19 protein-coding genes and 2 other annotated features are annotated in these 19,526 nt (G+C 48.3%); all 19 genes read right to left on the minus strand.

Going from position 1 to position 19,526, the window contains the following annotated elements; genetic code table 11:
* Positions 1-41: 41 nt before the first annotated feature.
* On the minus strand, positions 42-3,641 hold the full coding sequence (gene rpoC / locus KNQ04_RS14695) for a DNA-directed RNA polymerase subunit beta' (RefSeq protein WP_285801196.1): 3,600 nt from the start codon (positions 3,639-3,641) through the stop codon (positions 42-44).
* A 20-nt stretch (positions 3,642-3,661) separates the two neighbouring features.
* The gene (rpoB, locus tag KNQ04_RS14700) at positions 3,662-7,219 is read right to left on the minus strand and encodes a DNA-directed RNA polymerase subunit beta (protein ID WP_214851672.1); all 3,558 of its coding nucleotides are present in this window, start codon (positions 7,217-7,219) and stop codon (positions 3,662-3,664) included.
* Positions 7,220-7,450: 231 nt separating this feature from the next.
* Positions 7,451-8,047: a class I SAM-dependent methyltransferase gene (locus tag KNQ04_RS14705; protein ID WP_214851649.1), complete on the minus strand. Its 597-nt coding sequence runs from the start codon at positions 8,045-8,047 to the stop codon at positions 7,451-7,453.
* 81 nt (positions 8,048-8,128) lie between these two features.
* Positions 8,129-8,494: a 50S ribosomal protein L7/L12 gene (gene rplL, locus KNQ04_RS14710; RefSeq protein ID WP_012368999.1), complete on the minus strand. Its 366-nt coding sequence runs from the start codon at positions 8,492-8,494 to the stop codon at positions 8,129-8,131.
* Between the two features lie 76 nt (positions 8,495-8,570).
* Positions 8,571-9,077 carry a 50S ribosomal protein L10 gene (gene rplJ / locus KNQ04_RS14715; protein ID WP_214851650.1) on the minus strand — a complete coding sequence of 169 codons (507 nt, stop codon included), beginning with the start codon at positions 9,075-9,077 and terminating at the stop codon, positions 8,571-8,573.
* A 50-nt stretch (positions 9,078-9,127) separates the two neighbouring features.
* Positions 9,128-9,282 (minus strand) — a sequence feature (ribosomal protein L10 leader region).
* A 54-nt stretch (positions 9,283-9,336) separates the two neighbouring features.
* A complete protein-coding gene (gene rplA / locus KNQ04_RS14720; RefSeq protein ID WP_029332250.1) occupies positions 9,337-10,023 on the minus strand; it encodes a 50S ribosomal protein L1 in 687 nt (228 codons plus the stop codon).
* 117 nt (positions 10,024-10,140) lie between these two features.
* On the minus strand, positions 10,141-10,566 hold the full coding sequence (gene rplK / locus KNQ04_RS14725; protein ID WP_012368996.1) for a 50S ribosomal protein L11: 426 nt from the start codon (positions 10,564-10,566) through the stop codon (positions 10,141-10,143).
* A gap of 149 nt (positions 10,567-10,715) precedes the next feature.
* On the minus strand, positions 10,716-11,267 hold the full coding sequence (nusG, locus tag KNQ04_RS14730; RefSeq protein WP_214851651.1) for a transcription termination/antitermination protein NusG: 552 nt from the start codon (positions 11,265-11,267) through the stop codon (positions 10,716-10,718).
* A 19-nt stretch (positions 11,268-11,286) separates the two neighbouring features.
* Entirely contained in the window at positions 11,287-11,457 is a 171-nt protein-coding gene (gene secE / locus KNQ04_RS14735; protein WP_029332248.1) for a preprotein translocase subunit SecE, read from the minus strand.
* Positions 11,458-11,501: 44 nt separating this feature from the next.
* Positions 11,502-11,648, minus strand: a complete 147-nt coding sequence (gene rpmG, locus KNQ04_RS14740; RefSeq protein WP_029332247.1) for a 50S ribosomal protein L33 — start codon at positions 11,646-11,648, stop codon at positions 11,502-11,504.
* A 153-nt stretch (positions 11,649-11,801) separates the two neighbouring features.
* Positions 11,802-12,446 (minus strand): RNA polymerase sporulation sigma factor SigH, encoded by a 645-nt coding sequence (sigH, locus tag KNQ04_RS14745; RefSeq protein ID WP_029332246.1) that lies wholly within the window; start codon positions 12,444-12,446, stop codon positions 11,802-11,804.
* A 178-nt stretch (positions 12,447-12,624) separates the two neighbouring features.
* On the minus strand, positions 12,625-13,155 hold the full coding sequence (locus KNQ04_RS14750) for an NYN domain-containing protein (protein ID WP_088836001.1): 531 nt from the start codon (positions 13,153-13,155) through the stop codon (positions 12,625-12,627).
* Positions 13,152-13,919: a 23S rRNA (guanosine(2251)-2'-O)-methyltransferase RlmB gene (gene rlmB, locus KNQ04_RS14755; RefSeq protein ID WP_029332244.1), complete on the minus strand. Its 768-nt coding sequence runs from the start codon at positions 13,917-13,919 to the stop codon at positions 13,152-13,154. The genes KNQ04_RS14750 and rlmB overlap by 4 nt, the downstream gene beginning before the upstream one ends.
* A 73-nt stretch (positions 13,920-13,992) precedes the next feature.
* Complete coding sequence (locus tag KNQ04_RS14760; RefSeq protein ID WP_214851652.1) at positions 13,993-14,397, minus strand: Mini-ribonuclease 3; 405 nt, start codon at positions 14,395-14,397, stop codon at positions 13,993-13,995.
* Entirely contained in the window at positions 14,394-15,791 is a 1,398-nt protein-coding gene (cysS, locus tag KNQ04_RS14765) for a cysteine--tRNA ligase (RefSeq protein WP_214851654.1), read from the minus strand. The genes KNQ04_RS14760 and cysS overlap by 4 nt, the downstream gene beginning before the upstream one ends.
* Positions 15,745-16,428, minus strand: coding sequence for a serine O-acetyltransferase (gene cysE, locus KNQ04_RS14770; RefSeq protein ID WP_214851656.1), 684 nt, complete (start codon positions 16,426-16,428; stop codon positions 15,745-15,747). The genes cysS and cysE overlap by 47 nt, the downstream gene beginning before the upstream one ends.
* Positions 16,429-16,473: 45 nt before the next feature.
* Positions 16,474-16,691: a binding site (T-box leader), on the minus strand.
* Positions 16,691-18,136, minus strand: coding sequence for a glutamate--tRNA ligase (gltX, locus tag KNQ04_RS14775; protein ID WP_214851658.1), 1,446 nt, complete (start codon positions 18,134-18,136; stop codon positions 16,691-16,693). Its footprint overlaps the feature before it by 1 nt.
* 44 nt (positions 18,137-18,180) lie before the next feature.
* Positions 18,181-18,663 carry a 2-C-methyl-D-erythritol 2,4-cyclodiphosphate synthase gene (gene ispF, locus KNQ04_RS14780; RefSeq protein WP_214851660.1) on the minus strand — a complete coding sequence of 161 codons (483 nt, stop codon included), beginning with the start codon at positions 18,661-18,663 and terminating at the stop codon, positions 18,181-18,183.
* 2 nt (positions 18,664-18,665) lie between these two features.
* Complete coding sequence (gene ispD / locus KNQ04_RS14785) at positions 18,666-19,349, minus strand: 2-C-methyl-D-erythritol 4-phosphate cytidylyltransferase (RefSeq protein ID WP_214851661.1); 684 nt, start codon at positions 19,347-19,349, stop codon at positions 18,666-18,668.
* Positions 19,350-19,526 lie beyond the last annotated feature (177 nt).

Raw genomic sequence — 19,526 nt, forward strand, 5'->3', positions numbered from 1 at the left:
TATATCATAGTAGCACCGCCATACCGGCGTGTCAAGGCGTTTTATTCTACAGGAGAATCTGCTTCTACAGGTGCTTCACCAGCTACTTCGAGTCCGATTTGACGGTAACGTGTCATTCCTGTACCAGCTGGAACTAGTTTACCGATAATAACGTTCTCTTTCAAGCCGCGAAGGTAGTCGCTCTTCCCTTTGATTGCTGCATCCGTAAGGACACGAGTCGTTTCCTGGAACGAAGCCGCTGATAGGAATGAATCTGTCTCAAGCGATGCTTTTGTGATACCAAGGAGAACTGGTTTAGCAGAAGCGAGTGCTTTACCGGCACGGAGCGCTTCTTTACATGCTTCTTTAAAGGTACTGATATCAACGAGTGAACCAGGTAGGAGCGTTGTCTCACCTGACTCGATGACGCGGACGCGACGGATCATCTGACGAACCATGACCTCGACGTGCTTGTCACCGATTTCAACCCCTTGCATCCGGTATACTTTTTGAACTTCCTGAAGAAGGTAGTTCTGAACACCAGATACACCTTTAACGTTCAAGAGTTCTTTCGGATCGATCGATCCTTCTGTGAACACTTGACCGGCAATGACTTCTTCGCCGAGTTGGACACGGAGACGTGATCCGAATGGGATCGTGTACGTACGTGTTTCGCTCAGACCTTGAATCGTCAATTCACGTTTGTCACGCGACTCCGTAAAGTCGATGACTTGTCCGTCGATTTCCGAGATGACCGCTTGACCTTTCGGGTTACGGGCCTCGAACAACTCTTGGATACGTGGAAGACCTTGTGTGATATCATCTCCGGCAACCCCACCTGTGTGGAAGGTACGCATTGTAAGCTGCGTTCCTGGCTCACCGATTGATTGTGCCGCAATGATTCCGACTGCTTCGCCGACTTCAACATCGTTACCCGTCGCAAGGTTACGTCCGTAACATTTCTTACAGACACCATGGCTCGTGTTACATGTGAAGGCTGTACGAATCTCAACGTTGTCGATTCCGGCGTCCGTAATCGTCCGCGCGATATCTTCATCGATGAGTTCGTTGACAGAAACGAGGACTTCTCCTGTTTCCGGGTGAACGACTTTTTCGAATGCCGTACGTCCGACGAGTCGGTCGTAAAGACTTTCGATTTCTTCCGTTCCTTCGCGAAGTGCTTTGACACGGATACCACGATCCGTTCCACAGTCATCTTCACGAATGATGACATCTTGCGCTACATCAACGAGACGACGAGTCAGGTAACCTGAATCGGCAGTCTTCAAGGCTGTATCGGCAAGACCTTTACGCGCACCGTGCGTCGAGATGAAGTATTCCTGAACCGTCAGACCCTCACGGAACGAAGATTTGATCGGGAGCTCGATGATCCGTCCACTCGGAGCGGCCATGAGTCCACGCATCCCTGCAAGCTGCGTAAAGTTTGATGCGTTACCACGGGCACCAGAGTCACTCATCATGAAGATCGGGTTCAGACGGTTGAGGGATTTCATCAGACGAGACTGAATTTCATCCTTCGCGTCGTTCCACGATTTGACGACACGCTCATAGCGCTCGTCTTCCGTGATGAGACCACGGCGGTACGATTTCATAACGCGATCGACGTTATCTTGTGCCTCGACCAGGATTTCCTGTTTGTCCGGAAGTACGATGATATCAGAGATACCAACCGTGATACCGGCACGTGTCGAGTGTTTGAAACCAAGGTTTTTCATGCGGTCGAGCATACGGCTCGTCTCAGTCGTTTCGAAACGCTTGAAGACTTCCGCGATGACATTTCCGAGGAATCCTTTTTTGAATGGCTCGATGATTGGACGGTTTTTCAGCTCAGCTGCGACATCCGTTCCGTTTTCAAGGAAGTACTTCTCAGGCGTTGCTTCCTGTAAGTTACTCATTGTCGGCTCATTCAAGTATGGGAAAGTCGTTGGGAGGATCTCGTTGAAGATCAACTTACCGACAGTCGTAACCAATAATTTCTCGTTTTGTGATTCTGTAAATGTCGGGTTCTTCAGAACGCCGGCTGGAATCGCAACACGTGAATGGAAGTGAACATACCCATTTTGGTAGGCGATGAGTGCTTCATTCACAGTCGAGAAGATTTTACCTTCACCGATCGCGTTTTCACGCTCGAGTGTGAGGTAGTAGTTACCGAGGACCATATCCTGCGATGGTGTAACAACAGGCTTACCGTCTTTCGGGTTCAAGATGTTTTGTGCAGCGAGCATGAGAAGACGTGCTTCTGCTTGTGCTTCTGCAGAAAGTGGTACGTGGACCGCCATTTGGTCACCATCGAAATCGGCGTTGTAAGCCGTACATACGAGTGGGTGAAGGCGAATCGCGCGACCCTCGACAAGTGTTGGTTCGAACGCCTGAATACCGAGACGGTGAAGTGTCGGTGCACGGTTCAAGAGAACCGGATGCTCGCGGATGACTTCTTCAAGTACATCCCAGATTTCAGGTTGAACGCGTTCGATTTTACGTTTCGCACTCTTAATGTTTGGTGCGATACCACGTGAGACGAGTTCTTTCATGACAAACGGTTTGAAGAGTTCAAGCGCCATTTCTTTTGGAAGACCACATTGATACATCTTCAGGTTCGGACCAACGACGATAACCGAACGACCAGAATAGTCGACACGTTTACCGAGTAAGTTTTGACGGAAACGTCCTTGTTTCCCTTTCAACATATGTGAAAGTGATTTTAATGGACGGTTACCTGGTCCAGTGACCGGACGGCCACGACGACCGTTATCAATCAAGGCATCAACTGCTTCTTGTAACATCCGTTTTTCATTCTGAACGATGATGTTCGGAGCGCCAAGGTCAAGAAGACGCTTGAGACGGTTGTTACGGTTGATGACACGACGATATAAATCGTTTAAATCTGATGTCGCGAAACGTCCACCATCAAGTTGGACCATCGGACGAAGTTCTGGTGGGATGACTGGTAATACTTCGAGAACCATCCATTCCGGGTTATTGCCTGAGTTACGGAAAGCATCTAAGACTTCAAGACGTTTAATCGCACGCGTACGACGTTGTCCTTGAATCATACGAAGATCTTCACGTAAACCAGCTACTTCTTTTTCGAGTTCAACGTCACGGAGCAATTTACGAACGGCTTCCGCACCCATCTCAGCTGTGAATGAGCTACCGAATTTCTCACGGTATGCACGGTATTCTTTTTCTGACAGGAGTTGTTTCTTCTCGAGTGTAGACTCGCCTGGATCTGTAACGACGTACGATGCGAAGTAAATGATCTCTTCGAGCGCACGTGGTGACATATCTAAAACGAGACCCATACGGCTTGGGATACCTTTGAAGTACCAGATGTGCGAAACCGGTGCTGCGAGCTCGATGTGACCCATGCGCTCACGACGGACTTTCGACTTCGTGACTTCAACGCCACAGCGGTCACAAATGATTCCTTTATAACGGATTCGTTTGTATTTACCACAGTAACATTCCCAGTCTTTCGTAGGACCAAAAATCCGTTCACAGAACAAACCGTCTTTCTCTGGTTTGAGCGTACGATAGTTGATCGTCTCCGGCTTCTTCACTTCCCCGAAAGACCACGAACGGATCTTTTCAGGGGAAGCGAGGCCGATTTTCATATATTCAAATCTATTAACATCTACCAAGGGGTGGACCTCCCTTTCGCTTATTCCTCTTCAGTAACAACTGGTGCGACAGGCGCTTGAACTTCTTCGAGTGCTGGAGTCGCGTTCGGGATGTTGTCCTCGTCGTCGTCCTTCATTTCGATCTCTTCGTCCTCAGCAGACATCATCTTAACGTCCATACCAAGTGATTGAAGCTCTTTAATGAGAACTCGGAACGATTCCGGTACGCCCGGTTGCGGTACATTTTCACCTTTAACGATCGCTTCATACGCTTTAACACGACCGATCGTATCATCCGATTTGATCGTTAAGATCTCTTGGAGTGTATACGCGGCACCATATGCTTCAAGTGCCCATACTTCCATCTCCCCGAAACGCTGTCCACCGAACTGGGCTTTACCACCGAGCGGCTGTTGCGTAACGAGTGAGTAAGGACCCGTCGAACGTGCGTGAAGTTTATCATCGACCATGTGGGCGAGTTTGATCATATACATGACACCAACTGAGATGCGGTTATCGAATGCTTCACCTGAACGACCATCATAAAGGATAGTCTTCGCGTCGCGATCCATACCAGCTTCTTCAATCGTTGCCCAAACATCTTCCTCACGCGCACCATCGAATACTGGTGATGCGACTTTGATTCCGAGTTGGCGTGCAGCCATACCAAGGTGAAGCTCGAGCAACTGCCCGATGTTCATCCGCGATGGTACACCAAGTGGGTTCAACATGATGTCGATTGGTGTGCCGTCTGGCATGTACGGCATGTCTTCTTCTGGCAAGATACGTGAGATAACACCTTTGTTACCGTGACGACCCGCCATTTTATCTCCTTCGTGAATCTTACGCTTCTGAACGATGTACGCACGGATCAACTGGTTGACACCAGGTGAGAGCTCGTCGCCGTTATCACGATCAAAGATTTTGACGTCAAGGATGATACCGTCGCCGCCGTGTGGTACACGGAGTGATGTATCACGGACTTCACGTGCTTTTTCACCGAAGATTGCATGAAGCAGGCGTTCTTCAGCTGTCAATTCCGTTACGCCCTTAGGTGTAACTTTACCGACTAAGATATCCCCGTCTTTAACTTCAGCACCGACACGGATGATACCGCGGTCGTCGAGGTTTTTCAGGGCGTCGTCACCGACGTTTGGAATATCACGAGTGATTTCTTCCGGTCCGAGTTTTGTATCGCGTGATTCACATTCGTATTCCTCAATGTGGATCGACGTGTAGACGTCATCTTTCACAAGACGTTCGCTCATGATGACGGCATCCTCGTAGTTGTAACCATCCCATGTCATGAAACCGACGAGTACGTTACGACCGAGCGCAAGTTCCCCACCGTCCATTGATGGACCATCAGCAAGAATCTCGCCTTTATCGACAGGATCGCCTACTTTGATGATTGGTTTTTGGTTATAGCACGTTCCTTGGTTAGAACGAATGAATTTCTGGATTTTGTAACGGTCAAGTTCACCCTGTACGATGTTGCCATCGACTTCCGTCGTACGACGGACAAGGATTTCACGCGCCGTTACACGCTCAGCGATACCAGCGTGTTTTGCAACAACGGCAGCTCCTGAGTCTTTCGCAGACACGTACTCCATCCCAGTTCCGACAATCGGAGATTCCGGGTCGAGAAGTGGTACGGCCTGACGTTGCATGTTTGCTCCCATGAGGGCACGGTTCGAGTCATCGTTCTCAAGGAACGGAATACACGCTGTCGCTGCCGAAACAACCTGCTTCGGAGAAACGTCCATGTAGTCGACACGAGCTGGTTCAACAGACAAGTTTTGTCCACGGAAACGTGTTAAGACGTGTGTATCTTGGAACGTCTTCTCTTCCGTCAACAACATGTTTGCCTGCGCAACGACGTAGAGGTCTTCTTCGTCTGCCGTCATGTAGTGAATTTCATCCGTGACAACACCCGTTTCCGGATTGACACGGCGGTATGGCGCTTCAATGAAACCATACTCATTGACTTTCGCGAACGAAGACAGTGAGTTGATCAAACCGATGTTTGGTCCCTCTGGCGTTTCGATTGGACACATACGGGAATAATGCGAGTAGTGAACATCTCGAACTTCAAAGCCAGCACGCTCACGTGTCAAACCACCAGGTCCAAGAGCAGAGAGACGACGTTTGTGCGTCAACTCAGCAAGCGGGTTCGTTTGGTCCATGAACTGCGATAACTGTGAACTACCGAAGAACTCTTTAATTGATGCGATTACGGGACGAATGTTAATCAATGCCTGTGGCGTGATCGCATTTTGATCCTGAATCGACATCCGTTCTTTAACAACACGTTCCATCCGTGAAAGACCGATCCGGAACTGGTTTTGGAGCAATTCACCGACAGAACGGAGACGACGGTTACCGAGGTGGTCGATATCGTCTGTTGTCCCTACTTCATGCAACAAGTTGAAGAAGTAGTTGATAGCAGCAATCATGTCAGCAGGCGTAATGTGCTTGATGTCACGATCGATGTTACCGTTACCGATGATATTGATGATGCGTTCACCTTCAGCATCGTCCGGTGCGAACACCTTGATCGACTGCAAGTTGAAGGCTTCGCCTTGCGTTACACCGCCTGTTGGCGTCGCTTCGATGTAACCGACAGAACCTTCGAGGAATGGTAAGACTTTGTCGAGCATACGACGGTCAAGAACCGTTCCTTCTTCTGCGATTACTTCGCCTGTTTCCGGGTCAACAAGCGTTTCCGCAAGTTTTTGTCCGAAAAGACGGTTTTTTAAATGAAGCTTTTTGTTGATTTTATAGCGACCAACGTTTGCCAAATCGTAACGTTTTGGGTCGAAGAACCGTGACACGAGAAGTGCTTTCGCATTTTCAACTGTCGGTGGCTCACCCGGACGTAGACGCTCATAAATTTCAATGAGGGCTTTTTCCGTTGTTTCTGTATTATCTTTTTCAAGCGAATTCCGGAGGTACTCATCATCTCCAAGGAGATCGATGATTTCCTGATCCGTACCGAAACCAAGAGCACGTAAAAGAACCGTTACAGGAATCTTACGTGTGCGGTCGATTCGGACATATACGATATCTTTCGCATCTGTCTCAAGTTCGAGCCATGCTCCACGGTTCGGGATGACCGTTGCCGAGAATCCACGTTTACCGTTCTTATCTAACTTATTGTTGTAATACACACTTGGCGAACGAACAAGCTGAGAAACGATGACTCGTTCCGCACCATTAATAATGAATGTTCCCGACTCCGTCATAAGCGGGAAGTCACCCATGAAGACTTCTTGTTCCTTCAATTCACCCGTCTCTTTGTTTTGAAGACGGACTTTTACGCGCAGTGGTGCCGAATAGGTCACGTCGCGTTCTTTCGATTCATCAATCGAATACTTCGGCTCACCGAGCGAGTAATCGATGAATTCTAATACGAGATTTCCTGTGAAGTCGGAAATCGGCGAAATGTCATGAAACATCTCACGAAGACCTTCCCGTAGGAACCATTCGTATGAATTCGTTTGAATCTCAATTAGATTTGGAAGTTCTAATACTTCGCTGATACGTGCATAGCTTCTTCTCTGACGGTGACGACCGTACTGAACAAGTTGACCAGTCAACTGATTCACCTCTCAGACCCACTTCTTCTTCTAGAGAAGGACGGGTGTAATATCGAACATTGAAGCCATTTTTTGACCGATAAGCGCAAAAAAGCGACGTCTTGTCTACTCAATCATCTGTAGTCGAGAACGCCAGCTACTTTCAACCTGCTTATCCAAAAATCACTCCAATGGCATTTTATAATACTATCATAGACACAACACGAGGTCAACGACAAATCACTCGATTTGTCAAGACCGAATTGATTTAAATATCGAGTACCCTTTATCTTTGGTGACCGTCTCGCAAGAGCCGAAGACTTCTTCCATCAGTTTCTTCGCTGATGGTCCACCTTGTTTTTTCTGAATGACGACCCAGAGGGCGCCCCCTACTACGAGATGATCATACGCTTCGCGCAAAATCCGATGGACGACGGCTTTCCCAGCCCGAATCGGTGGATTCGTCACGATCGCTGCAAACGTCTCATCGCCTACTCCAACATACCCGTCACTTACACCGGTCGTCACGGAAACACCATTCGCCTGGGCATTTTCAGCCGCTAATTCAAGTGCCCGTTCATTTACATCAACGAGTGTTGCGTCACGTCCGGTCGTTTTCGCCAGTGAAATCCCCATCGGTCCATATCCGCAACCGACATCTAAAATCGCACCCGGTACATCCGGTTCAACGAATGACTCAATCAATAGACGCGAACCGAAGTCGACGCCACCTTTTGAGAACACACCATGATCCGACGTAAAACGGAACGTTTCACCACGAAGAACGAACTCCCATGATTTTGGATCTCGTTTCGAGGAGGGATCATTCGTATAATAATGGTCTGCCATGTTTCCTTCCCCTCTCTTGATTAAAGATGAAAACAAAAGAAGCCCGCAAAGCGAGCTTCTTTTGTCTGCGGAAGAAGAAAATTACTTAACTTCTACGCTTGCGCCAGCTTCTTCAAGCTTAGCTTTGATTGCGTCAGCATCTTCTTTCGAAACGCCTTCTTTAACTGGAGCCGGAGTTCCGTCAACGAGTGCTTTCGCTTCTTTAAGACCGAGGCCTGTCAATTCGCGAACTGCTTTGATGACGTTGATTTTACCAGATCCTGCGCTAGTAAGGATTACGTCGAATTCAGTTTGCTCTTCAGCTGCTGCTGCGCCTGCACCTGCTGCTGCTACTGGAGCTGCTGCTGATACGCCGAATTCTTCTTCGATTGTTTTTACGAGTTCGTTAAGTTCAAGAACAGTCATGCCCTTGAGGTCTTCGATAAATTGCTCTTTGTTGAAAGCCATTATGGTTTTCCTCCTTTGATTTAGCCCACGTTGGGGTTTGAAAAATTGTGTGTTTGCCTATCCCGCTAAGCGGACATTAAGCAGATTGTTCTTCTTTTTGCTCTGCGATTGCGTTCGTTGCCACCGCGAGACCGCGGATTGGCGCTTGAAGCACGCTGAGGAGCATTGAAAGGAGACCTTCGCGTGATGGAAGTTCTGCAAGGGCTTTGACATCTTCTACTGAAGTGACTTTGCCTTCGATGATACCACCTTTAAGTTCGAGAGCCTTGTGTTCTTTAGCGAAGTTGTTCAAGATCTTAGCTGGCGCGATAACGTCTTCATTGCTGAATGCGATCGCACTAGGACCTGTGAATACTTCATCAAGACCTTCAAGGTTGCTTTGAACTGCTGCGCGGCGGAGGAGACCGTTTTTGTAAACTTTGAATTCAACACCCGCTTCGCGGAGTTGTTTACGAAGTTCAGTGACTTCGTCTACTGTGAGACCACGGTAGTCGACGACGATTGTTCCAGCGCTCGCTTGCATTTTCTCAGCGATCTCAGATACGAGATCCGCTTTGACAGCGATAACTTTTTCGTTTGCCATTTCTGTTGCACCTCCTGGTAAATAAATTGTACCGGCGCGAGGGGCTGCTCGATTTCAAATAAAAAGCCTCCGTCTGCAGGGCAGAGGAGGCGTAATCGTCAAAAAGGATACCTGAACAAACAGGCTCTCTGAGCAAGAACACCTCGGAAGGGTTTAAGCTCAATCGATGAGCACCTTCTGTCTACGGTATGTCGAATATATCAACGTTTTATACTGTAACAGCGTTCTTAGAACGTTGTCAAGTTCGTTTTAGACGAAATTATTTCGCGAAGTCAGCTGAAGATACTTTTACACCAGGACCCATTGTAGAAGCGATCGCGATGTTTTTAAGGTAAACACCTTTAGCAGTAGCAGGCTTAACTTTTACGAGTGTTTCCATAACGGTAGTGATGTTTTCAACCAACTTCTCGTTATCGAAAGATTTTTTACCGACAGGAACGTGGATGTTACCTGATTTGTCGACACGGTACTCAACTTTACCAGCTTTGATATCGTTGATTGCTTTTGTGACGTCAAATGTAACAGTTCCTGTTTTCGGGTTAGGCATGAGGCCTTTAGGTCCGAGAACACGACCGAGTTTACCAACTTCACCCATCATGTCAGGTGTCGCAACGATAACATCGAAGTCGAACCATCCTTTTTGGATTTTAGCGATATACTCAGAATCACCAGCGTAATCTGCTCCAGCAGCTTCCGCTTCTTTTAATTTCTCACCTTTTGCGAAGACGAGAACGCGTTGTGTTTTACCAGTACCGTGTGGCAATACGACTGCTCCACGGATTTGTTGATCTGCTTTCTTCGGATCGACTCCGAGACGAACAGCAAGTTCGATTGTTTCATCGAATTTCGCAGTTGCAGACTTTTTAGTCAAGTCTACCGCTTCAGCGAGTTCGTATGAAACCGTACGATCGATAAGTTTAGCAGCTTCTTTATACTTCTTACCCATTTTAGGTTCCTCCTTTGTGGTTGTGCGGAAAATCCTCCCACATAATGAAAGGGTAGCAAGGCTTCAAGTAACTATCCGCCTGCGACCCTCATCGTTGTTCATTGTAATCCGAAAGACTTAGTCTTCGATTACGATACCCATAGAACGTGCAGTACCTTCAACCATCAACATCGCTGTTTCAACAGATGCTGCGTTGAGGTCTGGCATTTTCGTTTCAGCGATTTCGCGAACTTTGTCACGTTTGACTGTCGCTACTTTCTTACGGTTAGGCTCGCCTGAACCGCTCTCGATTCCAGCTGCTTTCTTCAAGAGAACTGCTGCTGGTGGAGTTTTAGTAATAAACGTAAATGAACGATCTTCAAAAACCGTGATGACTACAGGGATAATCAAGCCGGCTTGGTCTTGTGTACGAGCGTTGAACTCTTTACAGAAGCCCATGATGTTCACACCTGCTTGACCGAGTGCCGGTCCAACTGGTGGAGCTGGGTTTGCTTTGCCCGCAGGAATTTGAAGTTTAACTAGTTTCATAACCTTCTTCGCCACGAGACACACCTCCTTAATTCTTTAATGTGGTTTAATTGGACGTTGCGCGTCCTCCCACTCATTCTATTCGACGAGTTATTTATCGAAATAAGCACAACATCAAACAGGAAAAATTGTACCATTAAAACAAAACATTCGCAATAGGAAACTTAATCGATTTTTTCAACTTGTGAAAAATCGAGTTCAACTTTCGTTTCGCGACCGAACATATCAACAGAAACTTTCATTTTTTCAGCATCTGTATCGAGCTCTTCAACCGTTCCTTCGAAGTTCTCGAAGGCACCGACTTTAATCCGAACAATCTGACCGAGTGCGTAGTCATAACGGCTCTTCATATCGACAAGTCCCATCGAACCAAGGATGTTTTCAGCTTCTTCAGGAAGAAGCGGCGTCGGCTTAGAACCGCCACCCACAGAACCAAGGAATCCGGTTACGTTCGGTGTGTTACGAACAACATACCAAGAATCATCCGTCATGACCATTTCGACGAGGACATACCCCGGGAAGATCTTGATTTCACGTTCTTTGATTTTTGTTTCACCTTTTTTATTCGTTACTTCTTCCTGTACCGTTTCGATCGGAACGAGTACACGGAAGATTTTCTCGTCCATGTTCATAGACTCGATCCGACGTTCAAGGTTAGCCTTGACGTTGTTTTCGAATCCAGAGTACGTTTGGACGACAAACCACTGTTTATCCATGGTACGCCACCTCTTCTTTTTACTTAATCAACCAACTCATGAGTGCGCTGAGACCAGAATCGATACCAAAGATGAAGACGCCCATGAAGATAACCATACCGATTACCGTCAATGTGTACTTCGTCAATTCTTTTCGTTTTGGCCAGCTCGTCTTTTTCAGTTCATTCCATACGTCACGCAAAAATTTCATCGTACTTTCCCTCCAGGATGTAATAAATCGGGACAGATGAAGCCTTATTTCGCTTCTTTATGAATCGTATGCGCGTTACAACGCCGACAGAATTTTTTCAATTCCAAGCGGACTGTGACGTCCTCTTTTTTCATCGTCGTATAATCGCGGGCACCGCAAATATCACAAGCAAGGCCTACTTTCTTCGCCATCTCAAAAGACCTCCTTCTTTGCCACTCTCTCTCAAGCGGAGCATTTCCTCCAAAAAAGAGCGTAAAAAAAAACGCCTATGAGCGGCGTCTCGCTAGTAAGGCGCTATTTATACAGTAGCATATCGCAACTGAATCGGTCAATCCACCTCACGGTCAGACGATCAATTCCCGCGCCTCTAGGTAACGTTCGAGTTTGCGTTTGACACGTTGCAACGCATTATCAATCGATTTGACGTGCCGGTCGAGATCGTCAGAAATTTCTTGATAGGTCCGCCCATCGAGATAGAGCGCCAATACTTTTCGTTCTAAATCACTGAGTATTTCATCCATCTTTGTTTCGATGTCTGCATACTCTTCACGGTTAACAATCAAAATTTGTGGATCCGAAGGTACCGTCGATGTGATGATATCGAGGAGCGTCCGTTCAGAAGATTCATCATCATAAATCGGTTTGTCGAGCGAGATGTACGAATTGAGTGGAATATGTTTTTGACGGGTCGCCGTCTTAATCGCCGTAATCATTTGTCGTGTGATGCAGAGTTCGGCAAATCCTTTGAACGAGGCTAATTTGTCAGTCCGGTAGTCGCGGACTGCTTTGTATAATCCAATCATGCCTTCTTGAATGATATCTTCACGGTCAGCCCCAATTAAAAAATAAGAGCGGGCTTTCGCACGTACGAAGTTACGATAGCGCTCGATCAGAAATTCAAGGGCATCGCTATTATCGAATACCTTCGCTTGTTCTACAAGCGCTTCATCAGACATGCACTCAAACTGGTCGAACGAAACCAAACTCATCCTTCATCCCTCCAAGCTTCTATGACGAACTAATCAATTGCCTACAATTATACAATAATTTCCTATCCCGCGACAATGAAAATTGGCATGACCTCTTTTTATCTGTGTTTTCGCCTCAAAAAACCGTTCCCTTGATATATCGATCAAGAGAACGGTTCATTTTTAAGCGGCGAGCCGCTCATTGGTCTGAATTTTTTCTTCTTCGGATTTGTTCGAGTCGTTCGATGACATCTGCTGGCAAATCGATTGTCGAGCGTGGTTTCTTGCTCGTCTTCGACATCGTCGTCTGTCCTTGAATAACGGCGACTGCTGCTTTCCAGTCCCGCCTCAACTCCTGTGCCGAGATGCGGAGTGCGCCAAGCGTAAAGATGACCCATTGTTCCGTAAAATCATTCGTCGCGACGGTCAGCTTGACACGAATGTCTTGTAGCCACTCCGCTGCTGTTTTCTCAATCCATTCGTCAGCTGTTTCATTTTCGCGTGTATAAATGACCTCGAGCCCACTTTTTTTCAAGCGTGACTCGCGCCCTGGCTGAAGATAGGCATCAAAGACGATCGTGACGCTAATTCCCGTCACTGCCTGATATTCCGCCATTGCATCGACCAATCGTTCCCGTGCTAATTCAAAATCTTGCTCCCGCAATGTCCGGAATTCCGGCCATGCGCCAATGATATTGTAGCCATCAACGATCAGACGGTCATATTTCATCGCGCGTACGGCTTTCTCGTCCGGTACACTTCATACAATAAAAGGGATGCGGCAACGGAAGCGTTGAGTGACGTGACATGACCCGCCATCGGAAGGTGGACGAGGAAATCACATTTCTCTCGGACGAGCCGACTCATCCCTTTGCCTTCACTACCGATGACGATACCAAGTGGCATCGTTCCGTCGAGCGTGCGGTAATCATCACTTTCACGTGCATCCGTCCCGACGAACCAAAGCCCTTTTTTCTTGAGGTCTTCCATCGTCCGCGTCAAATTCGTCACCCGAACGACCGGAATGTGTTCAATCGCACCCGTCGATGCCTTCGCGACGACTTGTGTCAATCCGACCGAACGGCGTTTCGGAATGATGACCCCGTGCGCTCCGACTGCGTCCGCCGTCCGAAGAATCGAACCGAGGTTATGCGGGTCTTCCAGCTCGTCAAGCAAGACGATGAGTGGTGTCTCGTCCTTTTTCTCTGCCAAGGCAAAGATATCGTCGAGTTCCGCGTATTCATAGGCAGCAACCGCCGCGACGACACCTTGGTGGTTGTCACTCCCTGTCAAACCATGGAGTTTTGAACGGGGCACGATTTGGATTTGGACATTCGCTTCTTGCGCCATCGCGTGGATGACGGCGAGCGGTCCCTTTTGTTGCCCTTCCTGGATAAAGAGCTTATTCATTTCGCGTCCACTTCGTAACGCTTCGAGAACGGGATTTCGTCCGTAAAGGAAATCTTGACCTTCTGCGAGTGGTTCGATGACGATCGGGTCCTCCTGTTTCTTTTCAACACGTTTTCGTTTTTCGCCAGTCTTAGGGCGTTGTGCTTGATCGACTGGGTTATTTTCCGTCTGTCGTTTCGGCTTCGAGTAATTCGAACGCTTGCCCGATGAGTTCTTCAAGACGATCCCCTCCTTCTGAAAGATAAATGTAGCCTAACAATGCTTCGAACGCTGTCGCGTAGCGGTACGTGTGGACATCCGTACTTTTTGGTACAGAACCCGACTTCGCATTTTTTCCGCGCCGGACGACCGCTTGTTCCTCTTCTGTCAGTGTTCCCTGATTGAGCCAATGTGTAACGACGGTCGCCTGCGCTTGCGCCCGGACGTATTGAACCGCTGCTTGATGCAACTCACCGGGTTTGACGAATCCACGGTCAAGCAGTCGCTCACGGACACGCATCTCATAAACGACGTCTCCCATATAGGCGAGCGCGAGTGCATTCAATTGTTTATAGTTCTTCATCCGCGCTTCCACCGCATCCCTTGTGCTGTATCTTCAAGTAAGATGCCTTGGTCGCGGAGCTGATCGCGGATTTCATCTGCCCGTCCGAAATCACGATTTTTCCGTGCCTCGTTCCGTTCTGTAATCAATTGCTCGACTTCTTCGTCTAATAGTCCACGGTCGACAGTCAGCGTTACCCCTAACACACCTGACAATTCGTTGAAGACGGTCAGGAAACGGTCGAGGACTTCTTTTGAGACTTGTGCTTCTGCAAGATACAGGTTCGCTTCTTTCGATAGGTCAAATAAATCCGTCACGGCATTCGCTGTGTTGAAGTCATCATCCATCGACGTGATGAAGTGTTGCTTGATGTCTTCAATTCGTTTCAACCATTTTTCATTTGCTGTTCCGAGATCTGCCGTCATCGCGAGACGGTGCTCGACGTTTGCGACCGACTCCCGAATCCGTGCCAGACCGTTGACGGCTTGATCAATCAGTTCGCGGCTGTAGTTGATCGGGTGACGGTACTGGACGGACAACATGAAGAAGCGTAAGACCATCGGATCAATGACTTGAATCGCTTCATGGACCGTCAAAAAGTTTCCGAGTGATTTTGACATCTTTTCGTTTTCGATGTTGACGAATCCATTATGCATCCAGTAATTTGCGAATTTTTGTGAATTGCATGCTTCCGACTGGGCGATTTCGTTTTCATGGTGCGGGAACTTCAAGTCTTGTCCGCCGGCATGGATATCAATCGTATCTCCCAAGTATTTTTTCGCCATCGCCGAGCACTCGATGTGCCAGCCGGGGCGTCCTTCACCCCATGGACTTGTCCAAGACGGTTCACCCGGCTTAACGGCTTTCCACAGGACGAAATCGAGTGGATCTTCTTTTTTCTCACCGACTTCAATCCGCGCGCCTGACCGGAGTTCATCAATCGATTGCTGACTTAACTGGCCATAGGTCTCGAAGCTCCGTGTCCGGAAGTAGACATCTCCGCCTGAAGCATAGGCATTTCCTTTTTCGACGAGGACTTTGATGAAGTCGATGATATCATCCATCGTCTCTGTGACGAGCGGATGGACGTCCGCTTGTTGCACGTTCAAGGCACCTGTATCTGCGTGGTATGCCGCGATGAAACGTTTCGTCAAATCATGGTAGTCTTCACCGAGCTCATTCGCCGTCCGAATGATTTTATCATCGACGTCCGTAAAGTTCGAGACGTACTGGACTTCATAACCGCGGTACGTCAAGTAACGGCGGACCGTATCAAACACGATGGCCGGACGAGCATTTCCGATATGAATATAGTTGTAGACAGTTGGTCCACAGACATACATCTTGACCTTACCTTCTTCTAACGGTTTAAATGGTTCCTTTTTTCCGGTCATGCTGTTGTAAAGTTGTATCATTTCGAAGTCCTCCTTTAATTCGCTCAATTTCACGTTTTAATTCATCAATTTCAATTTCAATCCGCTCCTGACACTCACTGACCGGATCCGGTAGACGGTGATCAAGTGGGGCCTCGACTTTCATCCCGTCCTGGACGACGACACGCCCCGGGATTCCGACGACCGTCGCGTTAGCAGGGACGTCTTTTAGGACGACTGAGCTTGCCCCGATTTTTGATGCATCGCCGACCGAAATATCACCGAGTACACGTGCTCCCGCTGAAACGAGCACCCCGTTCCCGAGCGTCGGATGGCGTTTGCCTGTCTCTTTGCCCGTCCCGCCGAGCGTCACGCCTTGGAAAATCGTCACATCGTCTCCGATGATTGCCGTTTCCCCAATGACGACACCCATGCCATGATCGATAAAGAAACGGCGTCCGATCGTCGCACCTGGGTGAATTTCGATTCCTGTCATAAAGCGGCTGAACTGGGCAATGCTTCGTCCAAGTAATTTCAAATTCATCTTCCATAACCGATGGGCTACACGGTGCATCCAAATCGCATGCAGTCCAGGGTACGTCAAGATGACTTCAATGCGACTGCGTGCAGACGGATCTTGGTTGAATACATTGCGAATGTCTTCTCGTATGCGTGTCATGTTCAATCTCCTCTCCATAAGAAAAAGCGCCCCCGTGCATCGCTGCACAGAGACGCTAATCAGCGCGGTCCCACTCTGTTTGGACGAGTCACTCGTCCCTCTCCGTGTCCGTTAACGCCGGAGATACGTCTACGCCTACTCTCACTGATTTCGGGTAGCACTCAGAGGGGCATTTCATGACAATTTTCTTCAAGCTCTCGCACCACACAAGCTTGTCTCTGGAGAAGAAACATTGACACTACTTTCCTCATCTACGCTTTATTTATACGTCTAGTCGCGCAAGTACGCGGTCTTTTCCTAATAGTTGAATCGTATTCGGAAGTTCTGGACCATGTGTTTGCCCCGTCGTTGCGACGCGGATTGGCATGAACAGATTTTTTCCTTTTTGACCGGTTGCTTTTTGTGTTGCCTTAATCGATGCTTTGATCGCTTCCGGCGTCCACTCTTCAAGTGTCCGCAATTGATTTGCGAATTCAGCTAAGACGGTCGGAACCGTTTCGCCACTCAAGACAGTATTTGCTTCTTCATCATACACCACTTCATCTTCAAAAAACATCTCTGAAAGCTCAACGACTTCTGCTCCGTGTGTCATCTGCTCACGGTAAAGTCCGACGAGGTTTTTCGCCCAGTCGAGTTCTTCCGCTGACGGCTCGTTTGAGACACGTCCTGCTGCTTGAAGGAATGGAAGACTCGCTTCGAATACTTCTTCGAACGATTGGTGTTTCATGTACTGCCCGTTAATCCAAGCTAGCTTTTGTTGATCGAACACAGCTGGACTCTTCGACAGGCGGGACGCATCAAAGATCTCGATGAATTCTTCTTTCGTGAAGATTTCTTGTTCCCCGACCGGCGACCAACCAAGCAACGTCACAAAGTTGAGTAACGCTTCCGGGAGATAACCGAGGTCTTTATACTGCTCGATGTACTGAATGATCGATTGATCACGTTTCGACAGTTTTTTATGCTCTTCGTTGACGATGAGCGTCATGTGACCAAATGTTGGATACTCCCAACCGAACGCATCATAAATCATCATCTGTTTCGGCGTGTTCGAGATGTGGTCGTCTCCACGTAAGACATGGCTGATTGCCATCAAGTGATCGTCGACGACAACGGCGAAGTTATACGTCGGAATCCCGTCTTTTTTGACGATGACCCAGTCTCCGAAGTCTTTTGATTCAAACGATACGTCTTCTTTGACGATATCGTTCCATGTATACGTCACGCTTTCCGGTACACGAATCCGAATCGATGGTGTCCGTCCTTCCGCGACGAATGCGTCTTCTTGTTCTTGCGTCAGGTTGCGGTGTGCACCTGAATAACGTGGTGCTTCACCACGTGCGATTTGTGCTTCACGCTCTGCCTCAAGTTCTTCCGATGTCATGTAGCAACGGTAAGCGAGTCCTTTTTCAAGTAACTCGTCCGTGTATTTTTGATAGAGGTCAAGTCGCTCCATTTGGAAATAAGGACCGTAGTCGCCACCGCGGCCTGGACCTTCATCCCAATCGATTCCGAGCCACTCGAGGTACTTCATCTGACTTTCAACGCCACCATCAATGTTTCGTTTTTGGTCCGTATCCTCAATCCGTAAAATCATTTTCCCGCCCGCATGACGTGCGAACAAATAGTTGAATAAAGCCGTCCGTGCATTCCCAATATGAAGGTGCCCGGTCGGACTTGGTGCATAACGTACACGTACTTCTGCCATTTCCGATCACTCCTTTAGTCTAAAATTCGCTTAATCAGTATACCTTATTCTTCGATTCGTTTCAGCAGAATCACAGCTTGGCACGCAATTCCTTCTTCACGCCCTGTAAACCCGAGCCATTCCGTCGTCGTCGCTTTGACGTTGATTTGCTCGATGTCCGCTTCAAGCAGTTCCGCGATCCGCGCACGCATCGTATCGATGTACGGACGTAATTTAGGCGCTTGCGCAATGACGGTCGCGTCTAAGTTAATCAGTTCATATCCTTTACGCTTGACGAGTGCATAGACATGTTCGAGCAGTTTAGCGGAGTCTGCATCTTTGAATTCAGGATCTGTATCCGGAAAATGTTTCCCGATATCCCCTTCCGCAATCGCTCCGAGTGCCGCGTCCGCAATCGTATGCAGCAAGACGTCCGCATCTGAGTGACCGAGTAATCCTTTCGTATGGGGGATTTCAATCCCGCCTAAGATGAGTTTCCGATCTTCTGCGAATGCATGTACATCAAAACCTTGTCCAATTCGAATCATCGTTATTTCCCTCGTTTCATTAGGATCGCTTCACCAAACCATAGGTCGTCCGGTGTCGTCACTTTAATATTTTCATATTGACCGGTGACGAGCGTCACCTTTCCTCCGTCCCATTCTATCAAACTTGCATCATCTGTACCTAAATAGTGTTCTGCCGCCTTTTGATGAACCGTCCGAATCGTTTGAAGATCGAATGCTTGTGGCGTCTGTGCCGCCATCAATTCGTCCCGCGGGACCGTTTCGACGATCGTCGCACCCGTTATCCGCTTGACGGTATCTTTGACCGGGACGGCGAGAATCGCTGCTTTGTGCTCGACTGCCGCTGCGACGACGGCATGAATGGCTGCCTGTTCGACGAACGGCCGGGCACCGTCATGAATCAACACGATGCCGGGTGTCGCGATGACTTCGAGTCCACGCAAGACACTTTCTTGTCGTTCCCGTCCCCCGGCAACAAGCCGGACTGGCGTCGCGTAACGTTCCGTCACTTGCTCAAACCAGATTTGTTCCGCCGGATTGATGGCAAGAATAATTTCTTCACAGAGGGGATCGGCTTCAAAGACATCGAGTGTCCACTCAATGATTGAACGGTCCCGTAACATCAGCATCAGTTTATTGCGATCTGCGCCCATCCGTTTTCCGGCACCAGCTGCCGGGATGACGACGCGGTATGTCTGTTCTATCATGGCATTCCCTCTTTTCTCATAAGTAAAGACTGCCACATCTGTGGCAGTCCTAGCGTGTAGACAAACGCTTATGAAGCGTGAACATGCGATATCGAGAGGCAATCCGTTCTCGCTTCCCTGTCTCACCTCGTCTTCAAAGCGATTCGGGACGGGTGGCGCTCTAAAGTGTCTGCATGT

This window comes from Exiguobacterium sp. s193, from assembly GCF_018618755.1.
Classification (GTDB): Bacteria; Bacillota; Bacilli; order Exiguobacteriales; family Exiguobacteriaceae; genus Exiguobacterium_A.

Excerpts from the sequence above, each read along its gene's own strand:
- cysE (WP_214851656.1), bottom strand. The coding sequence starts at position 16,428 with ATGACACGCATACGAGAAGACATTCGCAATGTATTCAACCAAGATCCG.
- ispD (WP_214851661.1), bottom strand. The coding sequence starts at position 19,349 with ATGATAGAACAGACATACCGCGTCGTCATCCCGGCAGCTGGTGCCGGA.
- rpmG (WP_029332247.1), bottom strand. The coding sequence starts at position 11,648 with ATGGCGAAGAAAGTAGGCCTTGCTTGTGATATTTGCGGTGCCCGCGAT.
- sigH (WP_029332246.1), bottom strand. The coding sequence starts at position 12,446 with ATGAGTTTGGTTTCGTTCGACCAGTTTGAGTGCATGTCTGATGAAGCG.
- KNQ04_RS14760 (WP_214851652.1), bottom strand. The coding sequence starts at position 14,397 with ATGAAGAACTATAAACAATTGAATGCACTCGCGCTCGCCTATATGGGA.
- KNQ04_RS14750 (WP_088836001.1), bottom strand. The coding sequence starts at position 13,155 with ATGAAATATGACCGTCTGATCGTTGATGGCTACAATATCATTGGCGCA.
- secE (WP_029332248.1), bottom strand. The coding sequence starts at position 11,457 with ATGAAATTTTTGCGTGACGTATGGAATGAACTGAAAAAGACGAGCTGG.
- rplA (WP_029332250.1), bottom strand. The coding sequence starts at position 10,023 with ATGGGTAAGAAGTATAAAGAAGCTGCTAAACTTATCGATCGTACGGTT.
- KNQ04_RS14705 (WP_214851649.1), bottom strand. The coding sequence starts at position 8,047 with ATGGCAGACCATTATTATACGAATGATCCCTCCTCGAAACGAGATCCA.
- cysS (WP_214851654.1), bottom strand. The coding sequence starts at position 15,791 with ATGATACAACTTTACAACAGCATGACCGGAAAAAAGGAACCATTTAAA.
- rplL (WP_012368999.1), bottom strand. The coding sequence starts at position 8,494 with ATGGCTTTCAACAAAGAGCAATTTATCGAAGACCTCAAGGGCATGACT.
- nusG (WP_214851651.1), bottom strand. The coding sequence starts at position 11,267 with ATGGATAAACAGTGGTTTGTCGTCCAAACGTACTCTGGATTCGAAAAC.
- ispF (WP_214851660.1), bottom strand. The coding sequence starts at position 18,663 with ATGATTCGAATTGGACAAGGTTTTGATGTACATGCATTCGCAGAAGAT.
- gltX (WP_214851658.1), bottom strand. The coding sequence starts at position 18,136 with ATGGCAGAAGTACGTGTACGTTATGCACCAAGTCCGACCGGGCACCTT.
- rplJ (WP_214851650.1), bottom strand. The coding sequence starts at position 9,077 with ATGGCAAACGAAAAAGTTATCGCTGTCAAAGCGGATCTCGTATCTGAG.